The following is a 19,446-nucleotide window of genomic DNA, read 5'->3' as shown; positions in this document are numbered from 1 at the left end:
AAGGTGATATCTATGTCGTCTAAGCGGAATAAATTTACAGCCTCTACAAGCTGCTTAGGCTCCAATCGTTTACCATATTTTCCGTAGGTCATGTTTTGATGCTTATGGCCTACAATTTCAGAAATCATATGTTCTTCGATATTCGCTCATTTTAACTCATCAATAAAGGTATGACGGAATGAATAGGCAGTAGCTCGTTGTCCTGCTTTAAAGCCCACGTCATTAAGAATGTTGCCGAAGGTCTCTCTATAATCCTTTGACTAATCATTATCTGCACCGCGAGGCGTTACATAAAGAGCTGCGTCTCTTTTGCTCACTGGCGAGCTTTCACAAAGGCTAAGAAGCCCATATCTAACAATGTTTGATGAATGGGTACGGTTCGATTGGATAACTGGTTTTTCAGCTTCATGAGCGTCACCTGAGTCCGAGAACTGGATGCAAGGTAGTTCGCCTTGCTTGATATCCCGAACTTGAAGCTGACAAGCTTCTGATGGTCTAAAGCCTTGATAAAGCATCAATAAGGTTATCCACTTAAAGTCTGTGTTTTGTTTGCGATAAGCGTCGCTTGAGAATAGCTTCTGTAAATCCTCATTTTTCCAACGTTGTCGTTGCTCTTGAGCACTCTTTGCATTTTTAGAGGATGTTTTGACGACAGCAAATGGATTAGCCGTAATAAGCTCATGAGCTAAACACCAATTAAAAAACTGTCTATTTGCCGCAATATAATCTTTTAAGGTCTTACTGCTTAATTTACGTTTGAGTAATCGGTCTCGATAGTGCATTGCAATACTATTGGTGGGCTTATCTGTATTTAGCTCTTTTAGATAGCCTAGAAAATCATTACATCGTTGCTCTAATTGATTAAGAGTGAGCTGCGTGACTCCTTCTAATTTTTTAGATTGAATAAAATTAGTGAGCGTAACTGAGGTAATAACAGGTAAGGGAGTAGCGATACGAGTATAGTACACGCTATTGGGGAGTCTTAATAAGTACATCTGTGCCACCTTTCTGTGCAAGGTGATTTTCGATAGTACAGATACAAAAAAACCGCTGTAAAAACAGCGGTTTAATCTTTTAATTTGGTGGAGGGATAGGGATTTGAACCCTAGAACCGCTATTAACGGTTGCCGGTTTTCAAGACCGGTGCTTTCGACCACTCAGCCATCCCTCCGATGCCGCGTATAATAGGGGTAACCCTTCTACTTGTAAAGGATTCTTTCTAATATAAAAACCGTTTGCTCTAAATTTGATCATGTTGATGAAAGTTAGAGCAGAGCTGGCGGTGTAGCTGTTTATTTTAATACAGGGCGAGCATTAATTGACTGAACTGGGCGATTATTGCCTTTGTATAACGATCTAAATTGAGTCAGTTGCTCTGTTGATATAGTAATAGGTTTTTTCATTACTAACCATGTAACCCCTTCTGTACATGGTGGAGTTGTTAGCGAGCCATTGAATCGGTAATAAGCTTGATCGCTAGGAAGTAAGTCGATAAGGCGTAACTTATTATTAAGTGCTACTTCTCCTGAGCTTGGCATTTGAGCCCAAAATTTTGTTAATTCAGGATTTGCTTTACCCTCTTTAAACATCACGCCGACCACTGCTAGGTTTCCATCTTTATCAGCATGCACTAAATGCATTTCTAATGGATATGAATGACCTGCAGTCAGGTTTTCTCTTGGGCCATGGAAATAAAGTTGTAAGAAGTGACATGTTTTCTAGTTTTTTTGTTTTATAAAATATGACATTAGACTAGGGCAGATGAGTTTTAATCAAAAAATCTTTAAAAATATGTTTTATTTCTAAGATATTATTGCTGGAAATTATGAGATAGCGCAACAGAACTACCGTTCCAATTTTTAAAAAACAGACTCTATCTGAATTTTGAAAAGTGGTGGGGGGATAGGGTTTGAATTCTAGAGTTAGTCGTTTGATGAGATCTCATATTCCATAGATACAAAAAAGCCTCGTCATTTCTGACGAGGCTTCGTTGATGTTGGCGGAGCGGACGGGACTTTCTATCTCACCTTGAGAGCAGCACGTCCCCCGGTGTGTCAGGCCGCTAAGCTCTCCAATAAAAAGTCTAACCAACAGAACTACCGCTCCAATTTTTAAAACCCAGACTCTATCTGAATTTTGAAAAGTGGTGTAGTGATAAGGGTTTGAATTCTAGAGTTAGTAGTTTAATGAAATGTATTGGGAACTCATATTCAACAGATACAAAAAAGCCTCATCATTTCTGACAAGGCTTCGTTGATGTTGGCGGAGCGGACGGGACTCGAACCCGCGACCCCCGGCGTGACAGGCCGGTATTCTAACCAACTGAACTACCGCTCCAATTTTTAAAACCCAGACTCTATCTGAATTTTGAAAAGTGGTGGAGGGATAGGGATTTGAACCCTAGAACCGCTATTAACGGTTGCCGGTTTTCAAGACCGGTGCTTTCGACCACTCAGCCATCCCTCCAATGCCGAGCATAATATGCTGAACCACTTTTATTGTAAAGTACTAATTTTAAAAAAGATTCTTTTTGATTTAATTTTAAACAATTTGAGGGCATTTAAAGCAATGTTGAAGGTTTAGTCATTAAAATAAGTATACTGTAGCTAGATATAGGTAGAAATAATGGTGAGTAAATTAGATAACACATAAAGGGTAATACCAATCTACATAAGTATTTGATCATTCTTGCTCGTTAAAATCGATTATATCTGCGTTATAAATTTTGTAATTAGAACCACTAGTTACTGTAATTTATGCCTTGATCTAATCGATTTTTCCTGCGCAATTATTTGAACAACTACTTATCCAGAATGGTATAACTGAACTACCGCTCCAATTTTTAAAACCCAGACTTTATCTGAATTTTAAAAAGTGGTGTAGTGATAAGGGTTTGAATTCTAGAGTTAGTAGTTTAATGAAATTTACGGGGATCTGATATTCAACAGATACAAAAAAGCCTCGTCATTTCTGACGAGGCTTCGTTGATGTTGGCGGAGCGGACGGGACTCGAACCCGCGACCCCCGGCGTGACAGGCCGGTATTCTAACCAACTGAACTACCGCTCCAATTTTTAAAACCCAGACTCTATCTGAATTTTCAAAAGTGGTGGAGGGATAGGGATTTGAACCCTAGAACCGCTATTAACGGTTGCCGGTTTTCAAGACCGGTGCTTTCGACCACTCAGCCATCCCTCCAGTGCGGTGAATAATAGTAATATCCTTACTTCTTGTAAAGGATAAAATTAAAAAAAACGACTGACTGCGTTATTTTTGTGCATTGTGCTTTGTTTTTAACTCATTAAGTTGTTTTTTCTATTTAAAACAGTGGGCATTAGACGCTATTTTTCTTAAATGGCAGATATAAAAAATCCCTTTATGGGAAAGGGATTTTTTATTATTTATTTTTTAGGATGGTAAAACCGCTTCAACTCTGAAATACCTTGCATGAGTAAGGAGAGCTTTGGTTTCTCATCTGTTAGGCGATTATAGTTTTCGTCATAGACTTTATAATTACCAAACGTATCGATAACGACAGTGTTTGTATCTGTTATTAAGGCGATATTCTTTCTGTCGCCAGCTAATAACCAATTACGCTCATTGTCTTGATTTAATAAATTTAAACCACTGCTGTAGCTCTCTGGTGATGTTGTTGTTTTTAAAAACGACTCCATCAATGTTGGCGCTAAATCTAAGTGACTTGAACGAGACATAATTAATTCAGGCTCAACGTTTGGCCAGTGAATTAACATAGGAACACGAAGCTGATATTGACTGAAGTTAGTGCTTGAGCCCCAGCTATTAGTATTGGTCTCATCAAATTCCATACCGTGATTTGATGTAATGATAACAATGGTCTTTTCCCAATCAGGAGATTGTTTTAATGCGCTCAATACTGTTTTAAGTTGCTGATCAGTTTTTTTAACCGCTTTACGGTAGTTAACTTCAAAAGCACTTTGATCTGAGTTTTCTGTTGAAATTGGGCTGGTCGCATCATATTCAGAGACTGACGTTAATTCTAAATAGCTAAACCATGGTTTATTAGGCGTTTGAGCTCTAAACCAATCATGCCACTGAGTAATAGCTTTGCTATCCGACATTTTTTCTTTAGATTTGCCAATCTCACCTTTAGTAAAGATAATTTGTTGATAGATTGATGAAGTAAAATCATCACCACTGAACAAGCCAAACTGATAATTACGTTTATGTAATTCTGTTAATATTGGTGATTCAATTTCTGAGTTTCTAAAGTTATCAACGTAATTACCAGGTAAACCATAAAATAAGCCAAATAAACTGCTTGGGTTGTTACTGGCACTGTAATGATTGTTGTAATTTAGATTGTTTTGAGCAAAGCGAGTCAGGTTTGGGGTATCTATATGATTTAAAGTGTCCCCACGAAGGCTATCGATCATAATGATTTGTAAGTTATACCCCGTTTGTTTTGTTTTGAATCTAATTGGTTCAAGTGGGTAACGGATTGCTTCTTTTGCGCCGCCAGTTCCTTCTTCTTGAATTTGTTTCGCCAATGCATCGCGATCAATAAAACCGTGTTTTTCTAAAAACGAACGAGCGGTCATTGGATAAGAGAGTGGAAATGTCGCGCGTTGAGCCGTTACTGGTCCATAAGCTGAAGCGTCAGCCCATGTATGAATTAAATGACTACCAATAAACGCAATAGCAAAGGTGATCGCAAAAGGGCGACCAACATGTTTATGTGCAAGTTTGCGTAATTTATTCCATACCCATTCAGAGAGAGAGAGTTGAAGTAGGAAAATTACGGGAACCAGAATGAACAAATATTGCCATTGGGTGTTTAAATTGGATTTATCGTTGTTCAACAGCATATCCCAAACCAGTGGGGTAATATGCAAGTGAAGAGTTTGATAGGCGTAAGTATCTAGCAGCAGTAATGTCATACCGGCAGTTGCTATAATGACACTTAAAATTCGCATTAAGCGTTGGGATGGTGTAATAAAGGTCAGAGGGAAGAGTACAAGAATGTAAAACCCAAAGACCAAAAAGCCAAAGTGACCTACCCAGTTTAATACCAGATAGGTCTGTCCAAGTAGCGTTTCAGGCCATGGTGATTGCGCGATATAACGAGAGCCAATAAGCATTGCAGCAATGATATTGAAAAAGCTAAACCAGTGACCCCAAGTAATTAACTTGGAGACTTTTTCGCCGTAGGTATTTCCGCTATCAACCATGATAATTGAATTCCCGCTCTTAGTGAGTTTTTGGTATATCTAATGAGCTAAGTAGTGCTTGAGCAAATTTTTCAGCGATAATTTTACGCTGTTCTGCAGGCACTTCTTGGTTTAGAACATTTGTCGCAATGTTACCAACTAACATTAGAGATAGATCTGCTGGTGCACGATGTTTATCAAGTACATCGACCATCTCTGTTAACATTTGTTCAATTTGTTTGTTGCTGTATTTCGAAGTATTAATAGCCATAAGTCTTTTCAGTTAATGATAGTGAAAGCGGCTTATGATAACCTACTATGTACGTCAACTAAAAACCTTTTCTATTATGAGTTTAACCCTTTCAAACGTAATTTTACATAAATTAGTAAAAAATGAGCAAGATGAACTCGAAGTTTGTCTACGAAATCAAATTCTTGAGAACGAAGAGTTCACTGAAGCATTAGTTTCTGAGTTGCATCGTGTTTTTAACTCTAAAGCAGGCAAAGGCTTCGGTGTATTCAAGACTGAGAGCGAGTTTGGGCATTGGCTAGGTTCCGTTCGTAAGAATGAAATGCCATTTTTAGAATTCAGCAATAAATCGGCAGAAAAATTAAAATCAGAGCTGATTAAATACCCATTTGCTGAAGAAGGTATTTTAGTGATTGCAGAGTATCAATCATTGGCAACAGAGTATCTATTTGTTGCGGTATTACCATCAAACGAAAGTATGAAGGTAACGGAACAACTAGACATTAGTTCTACGGATTACCTTGATATCGCGAAAATGGATATTGCAGCGCGTATTGATTTATCAACGTGGGAAACTAATGCGGATTCTAATCGTTACCTGACGTTCATTAAAGGACGTGTTGGGCGTAAAGTTTCTGATTTCTTCTTAGATTTTTTACAAGCTGATGTAGGTATGGATACTAAGGTTCAAAACCAAGTATTAATGCAAGCGGTTGAAGATTTCTGTGCTGACGAACGTTTAGAAAAAGACGAAAAACAACAATACCGCAAACAAGTTTATGATTACTGTAATGGTCAACTTCAAGCTGGTGAAGAGTTAACACTTAAAGAATTATCAGGCGAGTTACCAACGTCTGAATCAGGCGCTAACTTTTATCAATTTGCGGAAGAGCAAGGGTATGAACTTGAAGAGTCTTTCCCTGTTGATCGTACTGCAATGCGTAAGTTAACGAAGTTTGTTGGTGCCGGTGGCGGTTTATCATTAAACTTTGACGCGATGTTACTGGGTGAGCGTGTTTTTTATGATCCAGAAACAGATACTTTGACCATTAAGGGCACGCCACCTAACTTAAAAGATCAATTAACACGACGTTTAGGTTCTTCTGAATCATAATTGGCGATTTGTTCTCAAATATTTGATAACTTGATTTTTGTAAGATGATACCCTATCTATCCTTTAGTTATAAAATTTTGGTTTAGGTAGGGTTGTCCATGAAATACACCTCTCAGCTTTTTGCTTCTAAATTCTTTTCTATCGTTTTGTCTCTTTTGCTACTTAATGGGTGTTCTCTACTTGAGCTTAAAATAGAGTCTCAATCAGAACCGTTAACAACGGTAGAACTTAATACTCGTATTTTAACCCGTGAGTACAGTAAACACTTCTTTAGTGAGGTGGAATCAGCTGCGGATGAAATCTCAGCGACGTACCCTAAAGAGGACAGCTTGCATCAATCGTATGTTTTGTTATGGAAAATCCATGCAGAAGAAGGGCTTCAACAAGCTGCATATCAAGTCTCTCCAAAAATTGCGTTAATCGATACTTGGATCTTTGCGGCACAAATGAAACAATTCTTCTCACCACAAGGAAAAGGTTCGGGTTTATTTGAGGGGGATGTGGATTTTCAAACAAGCCAATTATTGAACAATGACATAGAGAATATGGCAGAAAAGTTATTGCCGAGTTCAGAGTTTAGTGATGCTCAAGATTTTATTAAAGGGTTCGTTGCAGAGCACCCTTTTGATAGCTTAATGATGCGTAGAACACCCGCTTTAAAAGCATGGTTAGCACATCAAAATATCGATGAAACAGAAGCGGTAGCAACGTTAGGAACAATGCCAGAGGCATTAGGTGATGTGTCTGATCGTTTAGGTTTAGTTTCTGAGCAAATGCCAAAGATAATGACATGGAAAGCACAATTAATCGCCATAAATAGTAATGTGAATGCGAATGATATAAATAAAACGATGGAGAGTTTGCGTCATACCTCTGAGTCATTCCAAGACTTTGTGAAAAATAATCCTGAGTATATGCAAAATCTAGTAGAACAAATGAGTGTGCAATTACAACCACTGCTTGATGATTTAGACATGAAAACTGATGACAAATTAAATCAGCTTAGTGCAGAACGTGTTGCTTTAGAAATTATGGTCGCTCGTGAACGCCAAGAGCTCGTAAATATGGTTGAGAGAGAGCGTAAGGCTATTGCCATTATTGTGTCTCAAGAGCGTGAAAAATTTACTCAAGACCTAGATAAAGTATCACAAGATGTGCTGACATTGGCGGTAGATAAAGTGATTGATTTGATTAAAAGTACCATCATTTACTTTATCTTGTTTATCTTAGCGATTTTCTTTGCCCCTTTAGGTCTGGGTTATTTCCTTGGTAAACGAGCTGCAATAAAGAAAACGGTTATTTAATTACATCAATTTCAATAAGCATCATTAATTAGCTACATAAGAATTAAACCGTTAGATACAAAAATGCCAGTGACGTAATCACTGGCATTTTTTATTGGAGCGAGATGAGGTAATTATGCTGTTTTTGTTTCTACAGCAATGGCTTCATCTGTGTCTTCTGCTGTGATAGTAGGTTCACATTTATCAACAAACCAGCCCATGTAAGATGTCACAATCGTTACGATGATACATACGAAGCTTAACCACATGAATGGTGCGTAAGACAAGGTAGCAACGCCTAGGATACTTGCCATATAAATACCGTTATCACTCCAGGGAACCATACCCGAGGTTAACGTACCACCAAATTCCGCGTTACGAGAAAGGTTCTTACGTTTGTAGCCTAAACGGTCGTAGTTTTTCGCACAGATTTTTGGAGTAAGAATAAGTGACACATACATCGCAGAGCCAAAGATGTTACCAAAGAAAGCGGTAGTAATAGTACTTGTTGCTAGAGAACCAGGACCTTGAACGCGTTTTTCGAATAGTTTCGCAACCGTTTCTAGTACGCCAACTTTATCTAGCAAACCACCAAAACCTAAACCAAATACGATAACAGCTACAGACCCAAGCATTGAAGACATACCGCCGCGATTTAGGATCGCATCAATAAACTCAACACCTGATGAAATTGAGTACGGAGCCCATGCTGTGTTAAATGCTGTTAAGAAGTCAATGTCTTGAACCATTACCGCCCAAATAATACCCAGCAGTGAACCAAAGCTGATTACTGGGAAAGAAGGCATACGCATTGCCAGTAGGCCAAGAACAATAACCACAGGAACAAATGAGAATGGAGAGATAACAAATTGCTTTTCCATTGCTAAGATAACAGAATCTACTTGGCTCATGTCAACGTTACCAGCAAAGTGGAAACCAAAAGCGGTAAACATGATACCAGTAATGATGTAACTGATAAGTGCAACTGGAAGCATGCCCTTAATGTGTTCCATTACTTCAACGTTAGACATTGAAGAAGCAAGGATTACCGAATCTGAAAGCGGTGACATTTTATCACCGAAGTAACAACCAGACAGAACCGCACCAGCAGTAATTGGTGCAGGAACCCCAAGACCTTGTCCAATCCCCATCATGGCAATACCAGCAGTACCAGCAGCACCCCATGAGGTACCTGTAGCAAGAGCGGTTAATGAACAGATGATCATTGTTGCAAGAAGGAAGATAGAAGGATGAATGGCTTTCAAACCATAATAAATAATGGTTGGAACAATACCACCAGAAATCCAAGTACCTACTAAAGCACCTACAGCCAAGAGAATTAATACCGCTCCTAGTCCATTGGAGATGCCGTTTAGAGCTGCTTTTTCTAAAGATTTATAATCATGACCTAACTTGATACCTAAAGTAATGATAATGAACCAACCAATATAAAGTGCTAATTGGATAGGTAGATCAAGTTGTGCCGTGAAAGAAAAGGCAAGTAGTAGAAATAGCCCTAAAGATATAATTACCTGCGTCAGCGAAGGTAACTTTGTCGTTGCTTGCTTCATGTAAAAAGCCTCTTTTTTGTATGTATGAATAATATTCATACGATCAGGGATTGTGTTTTCTAAACGAGGTGCACTTTACCTTATGATCAACAAGAGGTCGATTAACTCTGGCTTATTTGTGATTCTTATCTCTAGCTATGTTACTGGACTAAGTTAAAGGTAATTTAATGGTTAAATTTACGTTTTAATTTATCTTTGTTTTTATTTCCAATCAATTGAATTTTTTATTTTATATTGTAAATTTAGCTACTGTAATGATTTGATTCGGGATATTTAACATAAATTTAGGGTATTCGTTTGCTTAATGGTTAATTCATGAAGCTTTGCGAAGTGTAACGCGATGTAAATTTTATTAATTGTTGATTTATAAGGTGTTAGGTTGTTAAGTTAACTCAAGTAATTAAAAGTATTATTTATGTTAAGTTTTAATTTGATGACTAGAGAAGTTAATTTTAAATGTGCTGTTTTTTTGCACTTTTATCTTGAAGGATAAATTAAAATGTAAATGAAATTTTCAGCGTAAAATGGAGAGAGTAAGGCAAATAGTGCTTGAGATTTTCTTCTGTTCATCATATAGATGGGGTAGAGATTTCATATTTTTAGTATTAACAGGGAGAGTATAATGAGAGTAGGTTTAGTCGGCTGGCGTGGAATGGTTGGTTCAGTTTTAATGCAACGTATGGTTGAAGAACGTGATTTTGACCACATTGAGCCTGTATTTTACACCACATCACAAGTAGGTATCCCAGCACCAAACCTTGGAAAGGATGCCGGTTTACTGCAAGATGCATTTGATATTCAATCTTTACTAAAATTAGATGCAATTATTACCTGTCAAGGTGGTAGCTATACTGAAAAAGTATACCCAGCACTTCGTCAAGCAGGTTGGAAAGGCTATTGGATTGATGCTGCATCTACATTACGTATGAAAGAGGATGCGATTATTACGCTTGATCCAGTGAACTTTGAGCAAATTCAACAAGGCATTCATGCAGGCACAAATACTTATGTTGGTGGTAACTGTACGGTTAGCTTAATGTTAATGGGCTTGGGCGGGCTATATAAAGCTGGCTTAGTTGAGTGGGTGAGTGCAATGACGTATCAAGCAGCCTCTGGTGCTGGTGCGAAGAATATGCGTGAACTGATTTCTCAAATGGGTGTAGTAAATGACTGTGTAACGTCTGAATTGGCAAACCCTTCTAGCTCTATTTTAGATATTGATAGAAAAGTAGCAGAAACAATTCGTTCTGATTCATTCCCAACGTCGGAATTTGGAGCGCCATTGGCCGGTTCACTGATCCCTTGGATCGATGTGAAGCGTGAAAATGGTCAAAGCAAAGAAGAATGGAAAGCAACGGTTGAAACCAATAAGATCCTAGGCCTACAAGATTCTCCAATTGCGATTGATGGTACTTGTGTGCGTATTGGGGCAATGCGTTGCCATTCACAAGCATTAACGATTAAGCTGAAACAAGATGTGCCAATGGATGAGATTGAAGAGATCATCGCTACGCACAATGATTGGGTTAAAGTGATCCCAAATGAGCGTGATATTACGGCACAAGAGCTAACACCTGCAAAAGTGACCGGTACGCTATCTGTTCCTGTTGGTCGTTTACGTAAAATGTCGATGGGTAATGATTTCTTAAATGCCTTTACGGTTGGTGACCAATTACTGTGGGGTGCCGCAGAGCCACTTCGTCGTACATTACGTATAATTCTTAACGAAAAGAAATAGCGTTAATTGCATTAGTTAATAGAACAAAAAAAGCTTCCCATGAGAATATCAGGGAAGCCTTTTTATTAGAATCAATCATTGTTACTAGAAGATCAGTGAGTTAACTCACCACGTAAATTTTGCTGCATCATGGTACGCATGGTCTCATAAGGCAGATCTTTACTTAAAATATAATGCAGCTTCGCTAAAGCCGCTTCAGGAGTCATATCATAACCACTGATAACGCCGGCTTCAGCAAGTGCACAGCCTGTTGCATACCCTCCCATGTTTACCTTTCCTGATAGACATTGAGTTAAATTAACAACCACAACACCACGCTCAGAAGCCTCTTTTAATTGCGCAAGAAGCTCTGGGTTTTGTGGTGCATTACCTACCCCAAAAGTCAGAAGGATCATGGCATTAACTGGCTGGCGTAATGTGTTTTTAATCACTTCCGCTGAAATTCCTGGATACATGGTTACTACACCAATAGGCTGTGGGGTAATGTCATTAACCGTGAATGCACCTTCAGGCTGTTTATTTATTTCGGCACCATTGATTTGAATATTAATGCCCGCTTCCAATAGTGGTGGCAGGTTTGGTGATGAAAAGGCATCAAAGCCATCAGCATGTGATTTTGTACTGCGATTGCCACGAATTAACTTGTTATTAAAGAATAAAGTGACTTCGTTAATTGGGTAATTAGCTGCAATGTGTAAGGCATTTAATAAGTTGCTTTGGCCATCAGAGCGTAGCTCAGCAAGAGGAATTTGAGAGCCAGTTACGATCACTGGTTTTCCAAGGTTCTCAAGCATAAATGACAGTGCTGAGGCAGTATAGGCCATGGTATCCGTACCATGAAGTATTACAAATCCGTCGTATTTATCGTAGTTAGCACGAATATCATCCGCAATGCGTTGCCAATCTTCAGGCGTCATATCAGATGAGTCAATCAGTGGCTCATATTCGTGAATGGTGAAAATAGGCATTTCTGCACGATGGAACTCAGGCATTTGTTTTAATTGATGTTGCATGAACCCTGCGGCAGGAACATAGCCATGATCATCTGATTTTAACATGCCGATTGTGCCGCCAGTGTAGGCGATGTAAATGTGTTTTCTTTCCATAATAACAACGGTACAGAGTTATGGGAGGTGGTGCGATTATACTGTGCATTTGACATAAAGAAAGCCCGACATGTGTCGGGCTCGTCATGCTTTTAAAGATTACTACAGTTCAAACAGAAGAGATATTGCCCTTTTGGATCATTAAAGTTATTCAACATGTTGATGTCTGTTGCAACTTTGCGGATGGTTGGTTGCAATGCTTCAGGAGCAAGTGAAAATAATTCTGTCTTGATATTAGCGTTAAAGCTCATACTTAACTCTTCAAGCAATTGTTCCATTGGAGATAGAGGCTCTTTAACCCAGTAGAGGTTATATGACTCCATATTGGCTAATTGAGCTGCGGCTTGTACTGCATCATCAAAATCACCTAATTGGTCAACTAAACCATGCTTTAGCGCATCTTTACCTGTCCAAACACGACCTTGTGCTACGTTATCAACCGCTTCTAAGGATAGATCACGATGATCACTCACCAGTTTAATAAAGCGGTGATAGCCATGTTCGATACCTAACTGCATTACTTGAGCAACATCATCATTTAACGGGCGAGTTAAGCCAACGCCATTAAATGGAGATGTTGATATCCCATCGCTGTGGATCCCCATCCTATTTAAGCCTTTTTCAAAGGTGGTTAAAATACCAAAGATACCAATTGAACCCGTAATAGTGGTTGGTTGAGCAATGATTTTATCAGCACTTGCAGAGATCCAATAGCCACCAGAGGCAGCAACACTCGACATTGAAACAACCACCGGTTTACCTGCTTCTTTTAGTGCGTCGACTTCATTGCGGATCACTTCAGAAGCAAAAGCACTGCCACCAGGGCTATCAACACGAAGAACGACGGCTTTTACGTTGTTATCACCACGAGCCTGACGAAGTAGCGCTGCTGTAGAGTCTCCACCAACAGTCCCTTGGCGTTGCGTGCCATCCATGATAGCTCCACTTGCGACAACAACCGCAATATCTTGAGCATTAGGAATGATCGCAGGGCGAACTTGCGGGCGATAATCGTAATAGCTGATCTGTTTAAAGCTGTCGTAGCCATTTGAACCAAATTGCTCAATGAGATCTTTACGAACTTCCTGTCGTGTAGCCAGTTTATCCACCAAACCGAGCTCTACTGTCATTTGTGATAAATCACCATTAACCGTCTTCAATTTTGCAATGAATTGCTCTATTGGCATGGTTAACGTTTTTGCATCAATTTGACGGTTAGTAGCAACATCATCTAAATAGGCATCCCATAATTGAGTTAACCATACTGACGTTGATTCTTTTGCAGCATCAGACATGTCATTTCTAAGATACGGTTCTACCGCCGATTTATAGGTTCCAACACGGAAAACATGCGTAGAGACATTCAGGTTTTCAAGTAGGTCTTTGTAGTACAGCGTATAAGCGCCGTAGCCACGTAATAGAACCGTACCATCAGGTGCCATGAAAACTTTATCAGCGTAACTTGCTAAATAGTATTGGCTTTGATTGTAGTAATCACCAATGGCATAAACCGGTTTACCTGCGGCTTTGAAGGTATTGATGGCTTTAGCGATATAACGGAGTTTAGTTAAGCTGGTTTCATTCATTTCTTTTAAATGAAGTACTAAGCCCGAAACATTGTCATCATGAGCCGCAAAGCGAATAGTATCGACAATATCAAATAAGACATTTGCTTGTGATTTTTGGCTGCCTAATAAATCAGAGCTAACACGCTCTAATGGCTCGCGAAATTTACTCTCTTCAACAATGGGACCTGATAAATTAAGGATTAACGCCTTCTTCTCAACTTGTTGAGTTTCAACGTTAGACTCATCACTGGCTAGGAAAGTGAATGCAATCACTCCAACAAAAGCAAGAAAAAATAGGTTTAATACCAGTTGACGGGTAAAGGAAAGTAACTTCCATATAGCTTTAAAAAAATTTCCTATGAAGTGGAATAACCCTTTCATATTGTACCTTATTATTAGTTTGAACTCTGTCACTATCCTACGCTAACTGAGCTAGAAAGTAACTAGACTAAATTAGTCTAAATGAGAATTATTTTTATTACTGAGTTTTAATAAAAACATTGACGGATGTTGCATATTTGTAAATGGTTAATTGTGGCATAAGCTTATAACTACTATTCTGGTCAGACCACAATAATTACAAAGCGATGGATTGTTATGACGTACCCACACCTTTTTCAGCCGTTAGATTTGGGATTTACCCAATTAAAAAATCGAGTATTAATGGGCTCTATGCATACTGGATTAGAAGAGAGTAATGATGGATTTAAAAAACTCTCAGCCTTTTATGCTGCGCGGGCAAAAGGTGGGGTTGGGCTTATTGTAACTGGTGGATTTGCGCCTAATTTTCGTGGGCGTTTAACACCATTTAGTGCGCAATTTAGCTCTTCTCGTGCAGCGGATAAACATAAAGCGTTAACTCGTGCTGTGCATGATAATGGCGGAAAAATTGCACTTCAACTTCTTCATGCGGGTCGTTATGCGATGCATCCTTTAGCGGTGAGTGCTTCTGACATTAGAGCACCGATAGGTATGTTTACTCCAAGCCAAATGAGTGAGCGTCAAATTCAAAAAACTATCCATGATTTTGCTAATAGTGCTCATTATGCAAAACAAGCTAATTATGATGGCATTGAAGTGATGGGTTCTGAGGGATACCTCATTAATCAATTTATCTGTGCTAGAACAAACATGAGGTATGACGATTGGGGTGGGAATTATCAAAACCGTATGCGTTTTCCAGTAGAGATAATTAAAGCCATTCGTGAAAAAGTAGGTTCAGATTTTATTATTATCTTCCGCTTATCTATGCTTGATTTAGTTGAGCAAGGCAGCACGTTTGATGAGGTGGTGGAGCTTGCTCAAGCATTAGAAAAAGCAGGAGTCACGATACTAAATACAGGAATTGGTTGGCATGAAGCAAGAATACCAACCATAGCGACTCAAGTACCGCGAGCGGCCTTTAGTTGGGTAACTGAAAAACTAAAAGGTAAAGTATCTATCCCATTAGTTACTTGTAACCGTATAAATACCCCCGAAGTCGCTGAAGATATATTGGCATCAGGACAAGCTGATATGGTATCGATGGCACGACCATTTTTAGCAGATGCAGAATTTGTAAATAAAGCAGAACAAGGCAAATCAAAATTAATTAATACCTGTATTGGCTGTAATCAAGCCTGTTTGGATCATGTATTTAAAGCTAAGCGAGCCACGTGTTTGGTTAACCCTCAGGCGTGTTATGAAACCGAATTAGTAATTACACCTGCTGAGAAAAAGAAAACCATTGCGATAATTGGCGCGGGAATGGCTGGTTTGTCTTGTGCTACCTCAGCGGCTGAGCGTGGTTATCAAGTAACGGTATTTGAGCGAAGTGATCGCATTGGTGGGCAGTTTAATTTAGCCATGCAGATCCCAGGAAAAGAAGAGTTTAAAGAAACCATTCGTTATTTCTCCAATAAATTAGATCATAAGAATATTATCGTTAAGCTGAATTATACCGTTGAAATGGATGAACTACGCCAGTTTGATGAGGTGGTTGTGGCGACAGGCGTTAAGCCAAGAGCAGTACAGCTAGAAGGCAGTGATCATCCAAAAGTAATTGATTATCAAACTTACATTAAGAATCAACCTAAGCTTGGTCAAAAAGTGGCGGTGATTGGTGCTGGTGGTATTGGCGTTGATGTCGCAACCATGATCACCGAGCCAGAAGATCACACTCTTGATGCATGGCTAAAAGATTGGGATATCGATAAAAATATTGAGTTCGAAGGCGGTTTAAAGCCACAAGAAACATATCAAACCACCCGCGAAGTATGGTTGATGCAGCGTAGGAAGGGCAGCATAGGGAAAGGCCCAGGGAAAACTACGGGCTGGATCCATAAACGGATATTACAAAAACGTGGAGTACATATGCTAGCGGGTGTTGAATACTTAAAAGTGAATGATGAAGGTCTATACATTCGTCAAAATGAAGAAGTTAAGCTGCTGGATGTTGATCATGTCTTAATGTGTGCAGGCCAAGTATCAGTCAATGACTTAGTTGAAACGCTAACCTTAGCGAAGATTGAACATCACGTTATTGGCGGTGCAGAACATGCAGGTGAATTAGATGCGAAGCGAGCAATTCGTCAAGGGGTTGAACTAGCCGCCAAACTTTAAGCTAAAATTCCAACAAGTTAGGCAACAAAACTTGATAACTGTCTATTCATACAGGTATAGTGCTGATGTTATTCACAACATCAGCACTTTTTTATGTCACGATTATTTATTGCAGAAAAACCGAGTTTAGGTCGAGCGATTGCCGCCGGTCTAGCAAAGCCACAGAAGAATCAACAAGGCTACATAGAATGTGGCAATGGCGACATTGTAACTTGGTGTATTGGTCACCTATTAGAGCAAGTTGAGCCTGATGCATATGATGATAAATACAAATCGTGGCGTATGGAGCATTTACCTATTGTTCCTGAGCAGTGGCAACTTCGTCCAAGAAAGTCGTCGAGCAAACAATTAACGGTGATCCGAAAGTTACTGAAAACCGCTTCTCAAGTGGTTCACGCGGGTGATCCTGATAGAGAAGGGCAGCTGTTAGTTGATGAAGTTTTGGATTATTTAAAACTGTCAAAAACGAAAAAAGCGGCGACTCAACGGTTATTAATTAGCGATTTAAATTTACCGGCAGTAAAACGTGCATTAACGTCAATGCGAAGTAACCAAGAGTTTATTCCTCTCTCTATTTCAGCTTTAGCGCGCTCTCGTGCCGATTGGCTGTATGGCATGAACATGACACGCGCTTATACCTTATTAGGTCAACGTGGTGGTTATCAAGGTGTATTATCTGTAGGCCGTGTACAAACGCCTGTATTAGGTTTAGTGACTCGCCGTGATGAAGAGATTGCTAATTTTATTCCTAAAGCGTATTTCACCTTAGAAGCATTAATTCCTTATCAAAATCCTCAGTTGAATGACGGACAAGCGTTTGATATTCGAGCGAAGTGGAAGCCAAGTGAAGCGTGTCAGCAGTGGCAAGACGAAGAAGGGCGCGTGCTCAGTCTGAAATTGGTAGAAAACGTGGCTCAAAGAATTGCGAATCAACCAGCAACCGTCACTAAAGCTGAAAATAAAGAAACCAAGCAAAATGCGCCTTTGCCTTATTCGTTATCGTCATTACAAATAGATGCTTCAAAACGTTACAACCTAAGTGCACAGCAAGTATTAGATGCGTGTCAGGCGTTGTATGAAAAGCACAAATTAATCACTTATCCACGCTCAGACAGTCGTCACTTACCCAAAGATCATTATAAGCAGCGTGAACAAGTATGCGCTGCAATTGGTAATAACGATAAGCAATTATCTAGCGCAGTAACCAATGCCGACTTAACGTTGAAATCACGCGCTTGGAATGACAGTAAAGTAGATGCTCACCATGCGATTATTCCAACCCCAAAATCGAGTGGTTCGGCAGGGCTTTCTGGGTTTGAAGAGAAGGTTTATCACTTAATTGCCCGTCAGTATTTAATGCAGTTTTATCCTGCTGCTGTTTACGCCGAAGCTGAGTTGGTGTTTGATATTGCAGGGGGGGGCTTTGCAGCCAAAGGCAAGCAGATGTTGTTTGCAGGCTGGCGAGTATTACTGGGCAAAGCTCAAGCACAAAATAGCGATGATGATGTAGCGAATAAAGTTCCTCCGCTTAAAAAAGGCGAAGTACATACGTGCCGTGAAGGTGAAATAAAACACAAGATGACGGAGCCTCCTAAGTATTTTACTGAGGCTACGTTGCTGCAAGCCATGACGGGTATTGCACGCTTTGTTGAAGATAAAGAGTTAAAAAAGATATTAAGAGATACCGATGGATTAGGAACAGAAGCCACGCGAGCAGGGATATTAGATACTTTATTTAAACGCCAACTATTAACTCGAAATGGTAAAAACATTCATGCCAGTGAGGCAGGTAAAGGCTTGATTCATGCGTTACCGAATGAGGCGACTTACCCAGATATGACGGCACATTGGGAGTTTCAGCTACAAGGAATGACAGAAAGAACCTGCGCATATCGTCCCTTTATGTCTGAATTAGAAACCAAAGTCCTAAATTTTATGCAAAGAGTTCAACAAGGTCCGGTACCAGAATCATTAAAAACGTTGAAAAGCCCGACAAAACCGCAATTTAAACGTCGTAGAAAAGCAAAGAAATCATAAAATTAGATCCGTATCATCGAACAGAATTAAAGAATAAATTAAGGTGCCTTCTTAACGTTACTTTTAGAATAATTAAGAAGGCAATATGACATTTAAACATGCAGTGGGTTTTGGTGTAGCAGGTAACTTTGCTGGGCATCTGGAGCAAGCAGGGGAAGCGACTGACTTTTTAAGTGTAAAAGTTGAAAATGCCATTCAACCCAAAGCACTGTTTCCATTTTATATCCCATCACAACAAGCAGGATTCTTATCTCAATATCCTTTGTCGTCTGACTCTATTATCCCACCTAATGATGCTGATAACCTGCAAATTGAACCAGAAGTTGCGATTGTGTTTGATATCACTTATCAAGACAACAAAGTCGTGGCGTTAACTCCGGTGAAGTTTGCGGCATACAATGATTGTTCAATTAGAAAGCCCAATGCAAAAAAGATAAGTGAGAAGAAAAACTGGGGTGAAAATACCAAAGGGATCTCGCACGATTTTATTGAGTTAACTTCGTTTACTAAAGGATGTGAGCTAGACTCCTACCGTATTGCAAGTTTTCATATTCGTAACGGTCAAATGAATCGATATGGAGAAGACAGCGCTGCGATTGATTACAGCTATTTTCATGAACAATTGAGTGAGTGGATGATTGACCGAATGAATAACCAGAAAGATGAAGGTCCCGCTGAAAATCTAGCTTTATATTTATTTAATGCAAATTATCCAGAACAAGCGATTATTAGTATTGGAGCGACACGATACACGGAGTTTGGCGAAACTAACTTCTTACAATCAGGAGATGAAAGTATTGTTATTGTTTATGACGGTGAACGCTATGGCTCACAAGAGATTGAAAATATGGTGACTTCAAAAGCATTTTCTAAGTCTGGCATTTCTGTACTTTCTCAAATGGTTCGTTAGTAACTGAATGTTTCTTTTGGAAATTAATTCCAATACCAAGCATAAATAAATCATCTAATTATTGGTATTGGTATCACTGT

The 19,446-nt window shown here is 39.3% G+C and carries 12 protein-coding genes, 5 tRNA genes and 1 pseudogene; 6 read left to right on the top strand and 12 right to left on the bottom strand.

The features are described from left to right. Positions 1-260: 260 nt before the first annotated feature. The 9 genes and pseudogenes from F8B77_RS10595 to F8B77_RS10555 all read right to left on the bottom strand — a co-directional run bounded on the left by F8B77_RS10595 (position 261) and on the right by F8B77_RS10555 (position 5,459). Entirely contained in the window at positions 261-995 is a 735-nt protein-coding gene (locus F8B77_RS10595) for a hypothetical protein (protein ID WP_244298249.1), read from the bottom strand. A gap of 85 nt (positions 996-1,080) precedes the next feature. Next, a tRNA-Ser gene (locus F8B77_RS10590) sits at positions 1,081-1,171 on the bottom strand. Positions 1,172-1,292: 121 nt separating this feature from the next. Beyond that, positions 1,293-1,718: pseudogene (locus F8B77_RS10585) on the bottom strand (carbonic anhydrase family protein); the annotation flags it as partial. A gap of 542 nt (positions 1,719-2,260) precedes the next feature. Continuing rightward, positions 2,261-2,337, bottom strand: a tRNA-Asp gene (locus tag F8B77_RS10580). A gap of 38 nt (positions 2,338-2,375) precedes the next feature. Further along, positions 2,376-2,466 (bottom strand) — tRNA-Ser (locus F8B77_RS10575). A gap of 525 nt (positions 2,467-2,991) precedes the next feature. After that, positions 2,992-3,068, bottom strand: a tRNA-Asp gene (locus F8B77_RS10570). Between the two features lie 38 nt (positions 3,069-3,106). Further along, positions 3,107-3,197 (bottom strand) — tRNA-Ser (locus F8B77_RS10565). A 203-nt stretch (positions 3,198-3,400) separates the two neighbouring features. Further along, positions 3,401-5,209, bottom strand: coding sequence for a DUF3413 domain-containing protein (locus F8B77_RS10560; RefSeq protein ID WP_151655317.1), 1,809 nt, complete (start codon positions 5,207-5,209; stop codon positions 3,401-3,403). Between the two features lie 19 nt (positions 5,210-5,228). Further along, positions 5,229-5,459: a YejL family protein gene (locus F8B77_RS10555; protein ID WP_151655316.1), complete on the bottom strand. Its 231-nt coding sequence runs from the start codon at positions 5,457-5,459 to the stop codon at positions 5,229-5,231. A gap of 76 nt (positions 5,460-5,535) precedes the next feature. On the opposite strand from F8B77_RS10555, the gene yejK reads away from it, so the two are divergent. Both yejK and F8B77_RS10545 read left to right on the top strand, forming a co-directional pair. Further along, complete coding sequence (yejK, locus tag F8B77_RS10550) at positions 5,536-6,552, top strand: nucleoid-associated protein YejK (RefSeq protein WP_167512805.1); 1,017 nt, start codon at positions 5,536-5,538, stop codon at positions 6,550-6,552. A 98-nt stretch (positions 6,553-6,650) separates the two neighbouring features. Beyond that, a complete protein-coding gene (locus F8B77_RS10545) occupies positions 6,651-7,856 on the top strand; it encodes a chemotaxis protein (protein ID WP_151655314.1) in 1,206 nt (401 codons plus the stop codon). Between the two features lie 113 nt (positions 7,857-7,969). Here F8B77_RS10545 and nhaC read toward each other — a convergent pair whose 3' ends face one another. Beyond that, entirely contained in the window at positions 7,970-9,406 is a 1,437-nt protein-coding gene (gene nhaC, locus F8B77_RS10540; RefSeq protein WP_151655313.1) for a Na+/H+ antiporter NhaC, read from the bottom strand. 622 nt (positions 9,407-10,028) lie between these two features. Between nhaC and asd the strand changes: the two genes are divergently transcribed. Next, positions 10,029-11,144 (top strand): aspartate-semialdehyde dehydrogenase, encoded by a 1,116-nt coding sequence (gene asd, locus F8B77_RS10535; RefSeq protein ID WP_151655312.1) that lies wholly within the window; start codon positions 10,029-10,031, stop codon positions 11,142-11,144. Between the two features lie 92 nt (positions 11,145-11,236). On the opposite strand, the gene ansA is transcribed toward asd, so the two are convergent. Together ansA and sppA are read right to left on the bottom strand one after the other, a co-directional pair. Beyond that, positions 11,237-12,250: an asparaginase gene (gene ansA / locus F8B77_RS10530; RefSeq protein WP_130046044.1), complete on the bottom strand. Its 1,014-nt coding sequence runs from the start codon at positions 12,248-12,250 to the stop codon at positions 11,237-11,239. 92 nt (positions 12,251-12,342) lie between these two features. Then, the gene (gene sppA / locus F8B77_RS10525) at positions 12,343-14,199 is read right to left on the bottom strand and encodes a signal peptide peptidase SppA (protein WP_151655311.1); all 1,857 of its coding nucleotides are present in this window, start codon (positions 14,197-14,199) and stop codon (positions 12,343-12,345) included. Between the two features lie 216 nt (positions 14,200-14,415). On the opposite strand from sppA, the gene F8B77_RS10520 reads away from it, so the two are divergent. The 3 genes from F8B77_RS10520 to F8B77_RS10510 all read left to right on the top strand — a co-directional run bounded on the left by F8B77_RS10520 (position 14,416) and on the right by F8B77_RS10510 (position 19,366). Next, positions 14,416-16,419: an NADPH-dependent 2,4-dienoyl-CoA reductase gene (locus F8B77_RS10520; RefSeq protein WP_151655310.1), complete on the top strand. Its 2,004-nt coding sequence runs from the start codon at positions 14,416-14,418 to the stop codon at positions 16,417-16,419. Between the two features lie 93 nt (positions 16,420-16,512). Next, a complete protein-coding gene (locus F8B77_RS10515; protein WP_151655309.1) occupies positions 16,513-18,456 on the top strand; it encodes a DNA topoisomerase III in 1,944 nt (647 codons plus the stop codon). A gap of 85 nt (positions 18,457-18,541) precedes the next feature. Further along, positions 18,542-19,366, top strand: coding sequence for a DUF5718 family protein (locus F8B77_RS10510; protein WP_151655308.1), 825 nt, complete (start codon positions 18,542-18,544; stop codon positions 19,364-19,366). Positions 19,367-19,446: the final 80 nt, after the last annotated feature.

It is taken from the genome of Aliivibrio finisterrensis (assembly GCF_008933155.1).
Classification (GTDB): Bacteria; Pseudomonadota; Gammaproteobacteria; order Enterobacterales; family Vibrionaceae; genus Aliivibrio; species Aliivibrio finisterrensis.
Note: the sequence above shows the minus strand (reverse complement) of the source record. Positions and strands in the feature narration are given on the sequence as shown.

Bases quoted from the DNA above. Each gene is read 5' to 3' on its own strand.
- F8B77_RS10545 (WP_151655314.1), top strand. From the start codon at position 6,651: ATGAAATACACCTCTCAGCTTTTTGCTTCTAAATTCTTTTCTATCGTT.
- F8B77_RS10515 (WP_151655309.1), top strand. From the start codon at position 16,513: ATGTCACGATTATTTATTGCAGAAAAACCGAGTTTAGGTCGAGCGATT.
- F8B77_RS10520 (WP_151655310.1), top strand. From the start codon at position 14,416: ATGACGTACCCACACCTTTTTCAGCCGTTAGATTTGGGATTTACCCAA.
- F8B77_RS10510 (WP_151655308.1), top strand. From the start codon at position 18,542: ATGACATTTAAACATGCAGTGGGTTTTGGTGTAGCAGGTAACTTTGCT.
- asd (WP_151655312.1), top strand. From the start codon at position 10,029: ATGAGAGTAGGTTTAGTCGGCTGGCGTGGAATGGTTGGTTCAGTTTTA.
- sppA (WP_151655311.1), bottom strand. From the start codon at position 14,199: ATGAAAGGGTTATTCCACTTCATAGGAAATTTTTTTAAAGCTATATGG.
- yejK (WP_167512805.1), top strand. From the start codon at position 5,536: ATGAGTTTAACCCTTTCAAACGTAATTTTACATAAATTAGTAAAAAAT.
- F8B77_RS10595 (WP_244298249.1), bottom strand. From the start codon at position 995: ATGTACTTATTAAGACTCCCCAATAGCGTGTACTATACTCGTATCGCT.
- ansA (WP_130046044.1), bottom strand. From the start codon at position 12,250: ATGGAAAGAAAACACATTTACATCGCCTACACTGGCGGCACAATCGGC.
- F8B77_RS10560 (WP_151655317.1), bottom strand. From the start codon at position 5,209: ATGGTTGATAGCGGAAATACCTACGGCGAAAAAGTCTCCAAGTTAATT.
- F8B77_RS10555 (WP_151655316.1), bottom strand. From the start codon at position 5,459: ATGGCTATTAATACTTCGAAATACAGCAACAAACAAATTGAACAAATG.
- nhaC (WP_151655313.1), bottom strand. From the start codon at position 9,406: ATGAAGCAAGCAACGACAAAGTTACCTTCGCTGACGCAGGTAATTATA.